Origin of the sequence: Pukyongia salina, from assembly GCF_002966125.1 — a bacterium.
GTDB lineage: Bacteria > Bacteroidota > Bacteroidia > Flavobacteriales > Flavobacteriaceae > Pukyongia > Pukyongia salina.
Genome location: NZ_CP027062.1, coordinates 3,127,307 through 3,139,541, shown reverse-complemented (window position 1 = coordinate 3,139,541; position 12,235 = coordinate 3,127,307). Strand labels below are relative to the sequence as shown.

The window sequence follows — 12,235 nt, the reverse complement described above, 5'->3', positions numbered from 1 at the left end:
CCAAAACTTCTTAAATACTTATTCCAACAGGCAGGAGGTCCTTGTATTTTCTGCGATTTTTACGCATAAATCCAGCGATCTCGGGACTAGTGGGAACAAGACTTATTCCACGATCTCTTACTTCGTCGAATACCGCCTTTATAAAAATATCCCTGAATCCCTGCTCTTCCATATCGTCTGGCATATCGAATTTGGTAAGGAATATCTTGCGATCCTGTAGGGCGTATTCTATGCGGGCCATATTGTCGCCCACTTCAAGTTCGAATTGTCTTAAAAATTCGTTATCGGTAATTTCTACATCTTCAATCATAGGGAGTATTTTTTTTTAATTCATTGGTACTTCTATAAGCAGGACACGGCTATCTTTTTCTGCCGTGATGGAGACCGAATTGGTATCCCAGACACCTATGGCATCCCTCTTATTAAGTGTCTCATTATCAACAACAATGGTGCCATCTATAACAAAGATATACGCGCCATTGGCTGGGTTGTTTAACTTATAATCTGTAATGGTTGTTTCTGAAAATTCACCAATGTTGAACCAGGCCTGCTGATGGACCCAAAGCTCATCTGCGGCTGCATGAGAGCGAGGTTTTACCACAGCGCTGAATTGGTTATTTTTGAGGAGAGGCGCGATCTTTTTCTGATCGTAACGAGGGGATACGTTCTCTTCTTCCGGGAAGACCCAGATCTGGAATAATTTCACGGATTGGGTGGTATTGGCATTCATTTCGCTGTGTTCAACGCCGCTGCCGGCACTCATGATCTGAATGTCGCCAGATTCTATCACTCCTTCGTTACCCATAGAATCGCGGTGTTTTAGGGCACCTTGCTGAGGAATAGTGACGATCTCCATATTCTGATGCGGGTGTTTACCGAAGCCCATAGCGGGTGCAACGATGTCGTCGTTTAGCACGCGTAGCTTCCCAAACTGAATTCTGTCCGGGTTAAAAAAATTAGCAAAACTAAAAGAATACCGGGCTTGTAACCAGCCATAATCCGCAGTGCCACGAGTGTCTGCCGGATGTAAAATCTTCTTCATAAAAACCCCAAATACGTGATGATAATTCTATCTTTGCACTACAAAGTTACGAAAAATCACTCGCCAAAATCGTTAGCTAGTTGTTAAAGCCCTATGTCTAAGCAAAAAACCCATGTTTATTTCGTTCCCGGGATGGCTGCGGGGAAGGAAATTTTTAAGAACATCCACCTGCCCGAAGACCGCTACGTCCTGCACATACTGGAGTGGTTGATCCCCGAGAGGAATGAATCTTTACTGAATTATGCCGCTAGGATGGCAGCCAGGGTAAAGGAGAAAGATGTGGTTTTGGCAGGCGTTTCGTTTGGAGGGGTGGTAGCACAGGAAATGGCAGCTTTTGTCAACCCAAGGAAATTAATCATTATCTCCAGTGTGAAATCTCGTGCCGAACTCCCCAGACGACTTAAAATCGCACGTAGGACGGCTGTGTATAAACTTATGCCAACTCGGTTAATGTTAAGTGCAGACGACCTTACTAAATTTGCTATAGGCCCCAGATCTAAAAAACGATTAAAACTCTACCAGGAATTTCTTCACGTGCGAGACAAGCGATATCTGGATTGGGCCATCAGGAATATGGTGTGCTGGCAGCGGAAGGAACCCCTGAGAAATATAATTCACATTCACGGAGATAAGGATATTATCTTCCCTATAAAGAATATCAGCGATTGTGTTGTGCTGGAAGGAGGGACTCATATTATGCTTCTGGATAAGGGTAGCCGGGTATCCGAAAAAATAATTGCTGCCATCGAAGAATAAGAGCAGTAAAACTTTAATTAGCACCTTCCTTTTTTTATCTTTAATAAAAAATTTAAGTCATGAGTATTTTATCAAAAATTGGATTGGTAACTGTTCTCTTTGGGGTGAGCAGTTTGTGTGTGAATGCTGTGCAGCAGGAGCCTGTAAAACCGAAAGCTGTTGAAAAAGCTGTGAACGACTATAATGTATATGCCGTACCTATCCCCGAAACGATGGATTTTGCGGGAGAGCCTGTTCCGCTGGACAATCCGGATATACGGGAAAGGCTGGACCGGGAACTGCTGGTAAATACTTATTGGCAATCTAATGGGCTGCTTATTTTTAAGCGTGCAAATAAATATTTCCCTATTATCGAACCCTTGTTGGCAAAACACGGACTCCCGGATGATTTTAAATACCTGGCGGTTGCCGAAAGTGCCCTGGAGAACAATCGTTCTCCGGCAGGTGCAGCGGGGTTCTGGCACTTTTTAAAAGGTACAGGGCGGGAATACGGTCTGGAGATCAACGATTATGTGGACGAGCGATACAATCTCGAACTGGCCACCGAGGTAGCCGCTGAATATCTGAAGAATTCGAAGAAGAAATTTGGTTCATGGACAATGGCTGCTGCTGCTTATAACGCCGGTAATGGAGGGATCCAGAAACAGGTAGACAGGCAGAAGGCTTCCAATAATTACTACGATCTGTTGTTGAATGACGAGACGAGCAGGTATGTATTCCGTATCCTAGCGTTTAAAGAGATATTGAGCAATCCTGAGAAGTATGGTTTTAATTTCCAACCCAGGGATTTGTATACAACCATCCCGACCTATAAGGTAAAAGTAGATACGGCCATTACCGATATTCCCGGCTTTGCAAAACAATTTGGTATCAATTATAAGATATTGAAGCTGCATAATCCGTGGTTGCGGGAAACCTACCTAAAGAATGCCTCTGGAAAGGAATATTTTATAGAAATTCCGGAGAAGGGATACTATAACACAGGACAATAAATGCGTATGACATTAATTCTTTCGTTAATCCTTATTGGATTACTAGCCGGGATGCTAAGTGGTTTTATGGGAGTAGGAGGTGGCGTGGTAATGATCCCCTTAATGATGTTATTTTTAAGCTATGATCAGCATCAGGCGCAGGGGATGAGTCTGGCCGTACTTGCTGTACCGGTAACTTTTTTAGCAGCGTATACCTACCACAAGGCAGGCCACGCTATCGAATGGAAATATGCCCTGGTTATTGCAATCTTCTTTGTAGTAGGAGGATATATTGGATCTAAGTTCGCGGTGTCACTCAATCAGCAGGTATTGAAACGGATCTTTGCCCTAATACTTGTGGTTGCAGCGGTAAAATTATTTCTGTCGAAGTAGTTTAATCATGTGTAAACGGATCGGCCGTTTTCCCATCCTCTTTATTTAAGATAAGTGACAGGCCGTTCATGAAGGTCTGGTAATGCTCATTGTACGAAGTAGTGTAATCCTTTTCGTAATGATGGTTCATATTCCTTCGAACATCCAGGATGCGTTTTGATTCGTCCATTATAAAAGTGGTAGGAAATCCCAGGCTGTGTTTCATGGTTTTAATGGTGAAGTCGTTGGTGTTCTCCATTTCGTCCACGTACAATAAGGTGATATTTTTACTGTAGTGCTTTTTAAGTTTCATGATGGCATCTTTGGGGCCCCAGAAAAGTACTACGATGTCCACTTCCTTATGATATTGATCTGCTATGGTGTTCAGGGCCGGGATCTCCCCAGAGCTGGTTGCCACCCAAAAGGCAGTGGTAATAAGATAAACCGGCTTTTCGAAGGCATACATTTCAGATCGCTTTCCGTTTACTTCACGCAGTTTGAAGTTATTCATATAACTATCTTTTATCACGTGGTCCACCAGCGAATCGAATAAGAACTGAGCCCGTTCCAGATCGGCTTTACGATAGGCGTAATTGGCAAGGTTCTTATACTTTTTTATGTTCTGTCCGATCACATCAGAAAACAGGGATTTCTTCGCAAAATCCTGGGGGAACGCGGAAACGGAAATCAGCAGGAAGAGCATACGTAAAGTTTTCCCCATAGGTCGCGATTTGGTTAGTCTGCCAAAGGTAACGAGGAAAGAAGGAATTTAGATTAAATTATCGATAAAGTGTATAAAAATATCGATAAAGTACCTATTCACGTGAGAATAATCCTATAAATTTTAAGAAAACTTAAACAGGGGCCTATCGTCTTCGACCGCCTCGGCCAAATTGCTGTCGCGGTTGTCCGGCGCGTTTCATCTGCTGCTTCATCATTTTGATCTGCTCGTCCAGCATGTTCTGCTTGTCGAGTTTTTTTGCTTCGGTGAGCAGCATCTCGGCTTCCCGTTTTCTGTTCTTGGTCATGGCAATACCTGCCAGGTTGAGCTTCACCATGGCCATATCGGTACTCATGGAGAGTCCCAGTTTTTCTGCCTTTTTGAAATATTTCTCCGCCTCATTCATATTAGTTTGAGAGACCATGAGACCGTTGAGGTAGTTGTAGTAGCCTTGTTGTTTGGTAACCAGGGCAGCTTCCGGGTTCTTGATCCTGTCAAGCCATTTTTTAGCGCCTTCGAAGTTTTGTTTCCGAAGTTGAAGAAAGGCAAGTAAAATAAGCTCGTTCTTGTAATACAGAAAAATAAAGATCAGTGCAAGGAGAATGAACATGATCCCGTTTCCAATATTGGTCTCGTAGAACTGCCAGACTGCTGCACCAATCGATGCCGCTGCCAAAACGAGTTTGATGTATTTGTTAAACATAAATTATAGTCTTTTGTAAGTAATTATCGCATCCAGAGTAGTATCGACCTCGACACCACCCATGTCGTTCATTGTAGTAATACCTTTTGTTTGTTGTTCTACCTTGAGTGATCGTAGAAACCCGTTGTCTGTGGCTATTACGGCTACACTATCCTGCGTACCCTCTAATTCCATGACCACCGAATCGTCGTTGGTTTTCATTTGTACTGTAGCAGTACCGGAAAGCACAAATTCTGAATCGTTATACGAATCCAGTGTCCAGGTATTCTGAGCTTTCATATCGCCTGTATACTCATTTTGCCAGCTATCGGATACGGCAACCTTCGATGCAGGAAACAAGTAGGTAAGTTGTTCTATACTTTCGGAAAGACTTTCAGAGCCAAACTGGCCTGAGACTCCTTCCTTTATTAATTCCCTGGTGAAATTATCCTCGATCCCGGCGTTCTTAACCATATTATCAAGCAAAGCTTCAACACCGTCGAGGGACGTGATCTTACCGTCCTTCCGAAGGGTGATATAGAACGGGACATCGATCAATCCTTTAAAGACATTTGCTTCTATATCTTCTTCATCGGTCTCCCTGCTCGTATCCACATCGTTAAGTGTTCCATAGATATCAGATTCGGTCTTGAACATAAAGTTTTGGAAGGAGGTTCGGATAATATAGGAGTCTTCCGTAATTTCCTGTACTTTGAAATCGAAAACCCCTGCCAGGGTGTTTGTCATATTGTGATCTTCGCCTTCCATGGTCATTTTTATATTCTGAACGGCTTTTTGCGCGATCTTAAAACTATCTCCCAATTTAAGTTGGTAGGAGAGTTCGTGTTGCGCTTGGATTGCCGTACTTCCGAAGTAAAACAACAGCAGGAAAATGTATAAGGAATTTTTCACTTAGGTTTGTTTTTTGAAGGGTTCAAAGGTATGAAAAACAATCCTAAATATTTTTGTTCTTGTGTTTGGGAAAGTAAAAAATGATTGTATATTTGCACCCGACTTTCAGAGAAGGTCTATACAAAAGTATATTTCAGAAGATTTAAGCTAATTTACAATGAAAAGAACATTTCAACCGTCGAAGAGAAAGAGACGTAACAAGCATGGGTTTAGAGAGCGAATGGCATCTGTAAACGGTAGGAAGGTATTGGCTTCTCGCAGAGCGAAAGGCCGAAAGAAATTATCTGTTTCTTCTGAACCTCGTCACAAAAAATAATGTTGATAACTCATAAATAAAAAGGTGTTGTTTTAATAGCAACACCTTTTTTTTATACCCTGTCGCGCCGTAATTTTAGCGCAGTAAAAAAAGTACACTAAAAATGCCCAAAAACAACGCTTTAAAATCCATTTTAATTATCGGTTCTGGTCCCATCATCATTGGTCAGGCCTGCGAATTTGATTACTCCGGATCGCAATCGTTGCGATCGTTAAGGGAAGATGGCATAGAAACCATTCTTATCAATTCGAATCCGGCCACGATCATGACAGATCCTACCATGGCCGATCACGTTTACCTGTTACCTCTCAATACCAAATCTATCGTTAAGATCCTGAAGGAGCACCCCCAGATAGATGCCGTACTGCCAACCATGGGTGGGCAAACGGCGCTTAATTTATGTATAGAGGCAGATGAAAAAGGGATATGGAAGGATTTTGACGTGGAGATCATTGGGGTGGATATTGCTGCTATCAATATTACTGAAGACCGGGAACAGTTTAAAAACCTGATGAATAAGATCGGGATCCCAGTGGCACCTGCGAAAATCGCAAACTCTTTTCTGAAAGGGAAAGAGATCGCCCAGGAATTTGGATTTCCGGTGGTAATTCGTCCTTCTTTTACACTAGGTGGTACGGGGGCTTCTTTTGTACACACCGAAGATCAATTTGACGAACTACTTACGCGTGGTTTGGAAGCTTCTCCAATTCACGAGGTTCTTATAGATAAGGCACTACTGGGCTGGAAAGAATACGAGCTAGAATTACTGCGGGACAGTAACGATAATGTGGTGATCATCTGTACCATTGAGAATATGGACCCCATGGGGATTCACACAGGCGATTCCATAACTGTGGCTCCAGCCATGACTCTTAGTGATACCTGTTATCAGCGAATGCGGGATATGGCTATAAAGATGATGCGAAGTATAGGGGATTTTGCAGGAGGTTGTAATGTGCAGTTTGCTGTGAGTCCGGATGAGAAGGAAGAGATCATCGCCATCGAGATCAACCCGAGGGTTTCTCGTTCGTCTGCGCTGGCTTCTAAAGCCACCGGATACCCCATCGCAAAGATCGCATCTAAACTAGCCATAGGCTATCACCTGGATGAACTGGACAACCAGATCACCAAGTCTACTTCTGCTTTATTCGAACCTACCCTGGATTATGTGATTGTAAAGATTCCGCGATGGAACTTCGATAAGTTTGAAGGCTCCGAACGTACCCTTGGCCTCCAAATGAAGGCTGTTGGTGAGGTAATGGGAATTGGTAGATCTTTCCAGGAGGCTTTACACAAGGCTACTCAATCCCTTGAAATAAAGCGTAATGGTCTGGGTGCAGATGGGAAGAGCTATACCAATTACGATCAGATCATAGAAAAGCTTACATATGCAAGTTGGGACCGGGTATTTGTGATCTACGATGCCATCCAGATGGGAATACCTCTAAGCAGAATACACGAGATCACCAGGATCGATATGTGGTTCCTCAAACAATACGAGGAATTATATCAGCTGGAAAAAGAGATCTCCGGCTATACACTGGACACCCTTCCAAGAGAATTATTACTGGAAGCAAAACAAAAAGGATATGGCGACAGACAAATAGCACATATGCTTAAATGTCTTGAGAGCCAGGTGTACAACAAAAGGGACGAACTAAATATTCAGAGAGTTTATAAACTGGTAGATACCTGTGCGGCCGAATTTAAAGCCGAAACTCCTTATTACTATTCCACGTTCGAAAATGAAATGGTTACTGCCGATGGTAAGGAATATGCCGAGAACGATAGCGTTGTTACAGACCGAAAAAAGATCATTGTACTGGGATCGGGACCTAATCGTATTGGCCAGGGGATCGAGTTCGATTACTGCTGTGTTCACGGAGTACTGGCCGCCAGTGAGGTGGGATACGAAACGATCATGATAAACTGTAACCCGGAGACTGTATCAACAGATTTCGACGTGGCCGATAAGCTATACTTCGAACCGGTTTTCTGGGAACATATATACGATATTATCAGGCATGAGAAACCGGAAGGTGTGATCGTGCAACTTGGCGGACAAACCGCCCTAAAGCTTGCCGAAAAACTGGATCGATACGGAATCAAGATCATGGGTACCAGCTACCAGGCTCTGGACCTGGCCGAGGACAGGGGAAGTTTTTCAACCTTATTAAAGGAGAACAATATCCCGTATCCCGAATTTGGAACTGCCGAAACCACAGAGGAGGCATTACAGCTTGCTGATGAACTGGATTTTCCATTGCTTATTCGTCCGTCCTATGTATTAGGTGGGCAGGGAATGAAGATCGTGATCAACAAGCAGGAACTGGAAGAACATGTGGTGGACCTGCTCAGAAAGATACCTAACAATAAATTATTACTGGACCACTATCTGGATGGAGCCATAGAAGCAGAGGCCGATGCTATCTGCGATGGTGAGAACGTTTATATTATCGGGATCATGGAGCATATAGAGCCGTGTGGAATTCATTCGGGCGATTCTAACGCTACTTTACCACCGTTCAATCTGGGTGAATTTGTGATGCAGCAAATAAAGGATCACACTAAAAAGATCGCGCTGGCGCTAAACACAGTGGGTCTAATTAATATACAATTCGCCATAAAGGACGACCAGGTGTATATTATCGAAGCCAACCCCAGAGCGTCCAGAACCGTTCCCTTTATCGCAAAGGCATATGGAGAACCTTACGTAAACTACGCCACCAAAGTAATGTTGGGCGATAAGAAAGTAACCGATTTTAAATTCAATCCGAAACTGGAAGGATACGCGATCAAACAACCGGTATTCAGCTTTAATAAGTTCCCGAACGTGAATAAACAACTCGGCCCGGAAATGAAAAGTACCGGGGAGAGCATTCTCTTTATAGATAGCTTAAAGGATGACGAATTCTATGAATTGTATTCCCGAAGAAAGATGTATCTAACTCGATAGAAACCAGGTATATATAGTACCAATAACTCCGGCTCGCCCGGAGTTTTTTTTTGATTTAAGTAGGAAATAATCGATCAGGGTTGTTTTATACATATAACCTTATTAACCTTTAATTAATCGATTATGAAAAAGTTTTTACTTGTCATTGCCCTCTTCGTTACAATTTCTATTTCCGCACAAACCACTTTCGATATCGACTGGGAAGTTGGTGTAAGTGGCGCTCCGGCCAGCCCAACGGTCGAAATAGGGGATACTGTACGATGGACATGGACAGATGGCCTTCCCCACAGTGTAACCAGCGATCCCGGGAGTCAGCAGGCTTTCGACAGTGGTATTATTACCGGAATGGGGACACAATTCTCATTTACATTCACAGAACTGGGAACCAACGACTACGGTTGTGACGTACATGCCAATATGGTGGGTACAGTTACCGTACAGGATATCCTGTCTGTAGAGGAGAAATTTGTAAAAAGCTTAACTTTTTATCCCAATCCTGCCAGCGACCAATTACACATCTTCTCACTCTTGAAGATAGATAGTTATAAAGTACATAATCTTGCAGGCCAGCTTGTAATGCAGAACGTTGACGAAGGAAATTTCAGCACCCTGGAAGTGTCCGCCTTACAGCCGGGAATCTACTTTGTACAGGTAAACTCCGGAGATCTGTCTCATACTACCAAAGTCGTAATACAGTAAGTAAAACCGGTAATGAGATTACTTAATAGAATAGTGATAGGAACAGCCATGTTCTTTCTACTACATGGCTGTACTACCAGGAATATCGACGAGCTGATGCCTGTACAGCAGGAGGTGCCTGTAGATCTGGTAACTTTCCAGGACGTACGTTTTGTATTTGATAATATTTGCCAGCAATGTCATTCTAACCCGCCGCAAAACGGGGCACCTATGCCTTTGGTGACTTATACAAATGTAAAGCAGGCAGTGGAGAACCGTGGATTGCTGGACAGAATAAGTCGTCCGGAAGGAGCCCAGGGACTCATGCCACTGGGCGGCCCCAGGCTTCCTCAGGCTACGATCGATCTCATTTTACAATGGAATAACGACGGACTCCTGGAAAACTAATCTAAGCCCGATGAAGAAATTACTATTTATTCTCAGCGTATTGATGCTCGTTTTCGTTTCAGCTTTTGGCCAGTCTAAACTGAAAACCAAAAGTGGAACGATTAATTTCGAAGCCTCTGTACCTTCCTTTGAAGAGGTTAGAGCGATCAATAAGGATGTAAGTGCCATCCTGAACACCGAGACAGGGGAGTTTGCCGCCCTGGCGTTGATGAAAGGGTTCCGATTTAAGATCGCACTTATGGAGGAACACTTTAATGAGAATTATGTAGAATCCTCAAAATTCCCAAAGGCGGTTTTTAAGGGTACCATTGTTAATTTCAATAAGGATGCAGTGAGTGACACTCCTACGGAATTCAGAATCAATGGCAGTATAACACTTCATGGTGTAACCCGGGATATTCATGTCCCGGTGAAGATATGGCGGGAAGATCAGTTTACGGTTCTATCTACAGATTTTAAACTGAAGCCAACCGATTTCGACATTAGAATACCGGCAATCGTGAGTAAGAAGGTCGCTGAGGAGGTGGAGGTCAATGCCAATTTCTCTCTATCCAATTAGCATGATGAATCGAAAATCCATAATCGTAATTGTAGCTTTTATAACGGTGATAGGTGTTGTAGGATATAAATATCTATATCAGGATCACCGGGAGATCGATTCGGAAGACGTAGTAGCGGCTTTAACTTCAGAATCCATTTCAGAAATATTTAAACAAAATGCGGCCAACGATCTACTCAATGCAACTGTAAGTGTAAAAGGAGTGATTTCTGAAGTTGCCGGAAGTACCATAACGCTAGACGATAAAGTGACGTGTAGCTTCACCAAAGAGATCTCCGGATTTAAGATAGGTGAGACACTTACGGTAAAAGGGCGTTGCATTGGTTATGACGACCTGTTCGAACTAGTAAAATTAGATCAATGTTCTCTCTTAAATCAAAACTGATGAAACTAAAATATCTTGTATTATTTATACTACTGCCACTGGTTGGATTCGCCCAGGATGACCTGCTCGATGCCCTGGAAAGTGAGGTTGTTGAAGACAAAACGGTCGATGCAGCCTTTAAGGGACTCAAGGTGGTTAATTTCGAATCTACTAAGCTGGCACATAAAAAAGATTTCTATTTTATCGTATCTCACCGGTTTGGTACCGTAAAAAATGGTTTCGATGATCTTTTTGGCCTGGATGAGGCCGTCACACAACTTAAATTTATATACGGACTTAACGACTGGCTAAATCTTGGTGTCGCCCGAAGTTCGCTCCAAAAAACCTACGGCGCTCATGTTAAATACAGGATCATCGGGCAACAGAAGGATGGGTTTCCCCTAACGGTTGTGGGTTACAATTTAGTGACGATAAACACCGGGCTAGACGAAGATATGTTCACTAATTTCGAATTTAGTGATCGCCTTACTTATACCTCTCAGGCACTTGTTTCAAGGAAAGTTTCAAACAAGCTTTCACTATTAATAGCCCCCACGTATATTCATGAGAACCTGGCTACACGCAGTGTAGTGGTACTTGCAGACGACAGCTCTCTTAATTTCGATGAAAAAAACGACCAGTTTGCATTGGGATTGGGTGGCCGATATAAATTAACTACTCGCTGGAGTATAAATATGGATTATGGGCTACATCTAAACCGAAATGACAACTCAAATTTTAAAAATCCGTTCTCGGTAGGGGTCGACCTGGAAACCGGAGGACATGTATTCCAGATGCATTTTACCAATGCACAACCCATGTTCGAGGACGGATTTATAATCCGCGGTGCAGGAGACTGGGGTGATGGAGATTTTTATTTCGGATTTAATTTAAGCCGGGTGTTTTAGGATTCGGTGCCCTGTTGTTCGCATTAGAGATCGTAAGACAAGATCACTCTATGATCCTTCAGTTCCTCTAAATAGTCTTTTACAACAAAATTTGTATCGTGAAAGATATGCTTCCTGTCTCGTTTTGTGCGCAATTCTTTAGCACTACGGATAAATCGCCTTACTTCTTCATCGGATCGCAGTTCGAGCCCGGGCACCGTAATATTGTTCCCGGCTTCGTCCTTCGCCACCATAGTGAAATAAGAAGAATTACAATGTTTCGTATGCCCGGTATGTATGTTTTCCGCTTCCACACGAATCCCTATGATCATACTGGTTCTACCCACATAATTAACCGAAGCCTTCATCACAACCAGTTCTCCTACCTCGATCGGATTTAAGAAGTTCACGGTCTCTACCGAGGCGGTGACACAATAATTCTTGCTGTGTTTAGAGGCACAGGCAAAAGCGATCTGGTCCATTAGGGAAAGGATATAACCACCGTGGATCTTTCCGTTGAAATTGGTATGCGAAGGCAGCATTAATTCGGAAAAAGTAACCTGTGATTCTTCTATTTTTTTAAATATGGTTTCCATGTGCTCGGGCTGTTT

At 43.0% G+C, this 12,235-nt stretch carries 16 protein-coding genes; 10 read left to right on the top strand and 6 right to left on the bottom strand.

Annotated elements, in window-relative coordinates; all coding sequences use genetic code 11:
- Positions 1-10: 10 nt before the first annotated feature.
- Both C5O00_RS14280 and C5O00_RS14275 read right to left on the bottom strand, forming a co-directional pair.
- Positions 11-310, bottom strand: a complete 300-nt coding sequence (locus C5O00_RS14280) for a GNAT family N-acetyltransferase (protein ID WP_105217500.1) — start codon at positions 308-310, stop codon at positions 11-13.
- A gap of 15 nt (positions 311-325) precedes the next feature.
- Positions 326-1,042, bottom strand: a complete 717-nt coding sequence (locus C5O00_RS14275) for a pirin family protein (protein WP_105217499.1) — start codon at positions 1,040-1,042, stop codon at positions 326-328.
- A gap of 93 nt (positions 1,043-1,135) precedes the next feature.
- Here C5O00_RS14275 and C5O00_RS14270 point away from each other — a divergent pair, with 93 nt between their 5' ends.
- The 3 genes from C5O00_RS14270 to C5O00_RS14260 are packed head-to-tail and all read left to right on the top strand — an operon-like array spanning position 1,136 to position 3,162.
- Positions 1,136-1,798 carry an alpha/beta fold hydrolase gene (locus C5O00_RS14270; RefSeq protein WP_105217498.1) on the top strand — a complete coding sequence of 221 codons (663 nt, stop codon included), beginning with the start codon at positions 1,136-1,138 and terminating at the stop codon, positions 1,796-1,798.
- A 59-nt stretch (positions 1,799-1,857) separates the two neighbouring features.
- Entirely contained in the window at positions 1,858-2,790 is a 933-nt protein-coding gene (locus C5O00_RS14265; RefSeq protein ID WP_105217497.1) for a lytic transglycosylase domain-containing protein, read from the top strand.
- Positions 2,791-3,162, top strand: a complete 372-nt coding sequence (locus tag C5O00_RS14260) for a sulfite exporter TauE/SafE family protein (protein ID WP_105217496.1) — start codon at positions 2,791-2,793, stop codon at positions 3,160-3,162.
- Position 3,163: 1 nt separating this feature from the next.
- On the opposite strand, the gene C5O00_RS14255 is transcribed toward C5O00_RS14260, so the two are convergent.
- From C5O00_RS14255 to C5O00_RS14245, 3 genes are all read right to left on the bottom strand, one after another.
- Positions 3,164-3,862 (bottom strand): thioredoxin family protein, encoded by a 699-nt coding sequence (locus tag C5O00_RS14255; RefSeq protein WP_105217495.1) that lies wholly within the window; start codon positions 3,860-3,862, stop codon positions 3,164-3,166.
- 145 nt (positions 3,863-4,007) lie between these two features.
- Entirely contained in the window at positions 4,008-4,565 is a 558-nt protein-coding gene (locus C5O00_RS14250; RefSeq protein WP_105217494.1) for a hypothetical protein, read from the bottom strand.
- A 3-nt stretch (positions 4,566-4,568) separates the two neighbouring features.
- A complete protein-coding gene (locus C5O00_RS14245; protein WP_105217493.1) occupies positions 4,569-5,456 on the bottom strand; it encodes a DUF6263 family protein in 888 nt (295 codons plus the stop codon).
- Positions 5,457-5,613: 157 nt separating this feature from the next.
- Here C5O00_RS14245 and rpmH point away from each other — a divergent pair, with 157 nt between their 5' ends.
- From rpmH to C5O00_RS14210, 7 genes are all read left to right on the top strand, one after another.
- Complete coding sequence (rpmH, locus tag C5O00_RS14240) at positions 5,614-5,772, top strand: 50S ribosomal protein L34 (RefSeq protein ID WP_105217492.1); 159 nt, start codon at positions 5,614-5,616, stop codon at positions 5,770-5,772.
- A gap of 103 nt (positions 5,773-5,875) precedes the next feature.
- Positions 5,876-8,728: a carbamoyl-phosphate synthase large subunit gene (gene carB / locus C5O00_RS14235; protein WP_105217491.1), complete on the top strand. Its 2,853-nt coding sequence runs from the start codon at positions 5,876-5,878 to the stop codon at positions 8,726-8,728.
- Positions 8,729-8,851: 123 nt separating this feature from the next.
- On the top strand, positions 8,852-9,427 hold the full coding sequence (locus C5O00_RS14230; RefSeq protein ID WP_105217490.1) for a T9SS type A sorting domain-containing protein: 576 nt from the start codon (positions 8,852-8,854) through the stop codon (positions 9,425-9,427).
- Between the two features lie 12 nt (positions 9,428-9,439).
- A complete protein-coding gene (locus C5O00_RS14225; RefSeq protein ID WP_244592999.1) occupies positions 9,440-9,814 on the top strand; it encodes a hypothetical protein in 375 nt (124 codons plus the stop codon).
- Between the two features lie 10 nt (positions 9,815-9,824).
- Positions 9,825-10,373, top strand: a complete 549-nt coding sequence (locus C5O00_RS14220) for a YceI family protein (protein ID WP_105217488.1) — start codon at positions 9,825-9,827, stop codon at positions 10,371-10,373.
- A gap of 1 nt (position 10,374) precedes the next feature.
- Positions 10,375-10,758: a hypothetical protein gene (locus C5O00_RS14215; protein WP_105217487.1), complete on the top strand. Its 384-nt coding sequence runs from the start codon at positions 10,375-10,377 to the stop codon at positions 10,756-10,758.
- Complete coding sequence (locus C5O00_RS14210; RefSeq protein WP_105217486.1) at positions 10,758-11,645, top strand: DUF5777 family beta-barrel protein; 888 nt, start codon at positions 10,758-10,760, stop codon at positions 11,643-11,645. The genes C5O00_RS14215 and C5O00_RS14210 overlap by 1 nt, the downstream gene beginning before the upstream one ends.
- A gap of 23 nt (positions 11,646-11,668) precedes the next feature.
- Here the strand turns inward: C5O00_RS14210 and C5O00_RS14205 are convergent, their stop codons facing one another.
- Positions 11,669-12,220 (bottom strand): acyl-CoA thioesterase, encoded by a 552-nt coding sequence (locus C5O00_RS14205; protein WP_105217485.1) that lies wholly within the window; start codon positions 12,218-12,220, stop codon positions 11,669-11,671.
- Positions 12,221-12,235 lie beyond the last annotated feature (15 nt).

Excerpts from the sequence above, each read along its gene's own strand:
- C5O00_RS14265 (WP_105217497.1), top strand. The coding sequence starts at position 1,858 with ATGAGTATTTTATCAAAAATTGGATTGGTAACTGTTCTCTTTGGGGTG.
- C5O00_RS14250 (WP_105217494.1), bottom strand. The coding sequence starts at position 4,565 with ATGTTTAACAAATACATCAAACTCGTTTTGGCAGCGGCATCGATTGGT.
- C5O00_RS14220 (WP_105217488.1), top strand. The coding sequence starts at position 9,825 with ATGAAGAAATTACTATTTATTCTCAGCGTATTGATGCTCGTTTTCGTT.
- C5O00_RS14210 (WP_105217486.1), top strand. The coding sequence starts at position 10,758 with ATGAAACTAAAATATCTTGTATTATTTATACTACTGCCACTGGTTGGA.
- C5O00_RS14215 (WP_105217487.1), top strand. The coding sequence starts at position 10,375 with ATGATGAATCGAAAATCCATAATCGTAATTGTAGCTTTTATAACGGTG.
- rpmH (WP_105217492.1), top strand. The coding sequence starts at position 5,614 with ATGAAAAGAACATTTCAACCGTCGAAGAGAAAGAGACGTAACAAGCAT.
- C5O00_RS14205 (WP_105217485.1), bottom strand. The coding sequence starts at position 12,220 with ATGGAAACCATATTTAAAAAAATAGAAGAATCACAGGTTACTTTTTCC.
- C5O00_RS14260 (WP_105217496.1), top strand. The coding sequence starts at position 2,791 with ATGCGTATGACATTAATTCTTTCGTTAATCCTTATTGGATTACTAGCC.
- C5O00_RS14225 (WP_244592999.1), top strand. The coding sequence starts at position 9,440 with ATGAGATTACTTAATAGAATAGTGATAGGAACAGCCATGTTCTTTCTA.
- C5O00_RS14270 (WP_105217498.1), top strand. The coding sequence starts at position 1,136 with ATGTCTAAGCAAAAAACCCATGTTTATTTCGTTCCCGGGATGGCTGCG.
- C5O00_RS14280 (WP_105217500.1), bottom strand. The coding sequence starts at position 310 with ATGATTGAAGATGTAGAAATTACCGATAACGAATTTTTAAGACAATTC.
- carB (WP_105217491.1), top strand. The coding sequence starts at position 5,876 with ATGCCCAAAAACAACGCTTTAAAATCCATTTTAATTATCGGTTCTGGT.
- C5O00_RS14255 (WP_105217495.1), bottom strand. The coding sequence starts at position 3,862 with ATGGGGAAAACTTTACGTATGCTCTTCCTGCTGATTTCCGTTTCCGCG.
- C5O00_RS14275 (WP_105217499.1), bottom strand. The coding sequence starts at position 1,042 with ATGAAGAAGATTTTACATCCGGCAGACACTCGTGGCACTGCGGATTAT.
- C5O00_RS14230 (WP_105217490.1), top strand. The coding sequence starts at position 8,852 with ATGAAAAAGTTTTTACTTGTCATTGCCCTCTTCGTTACAATTTCTATT.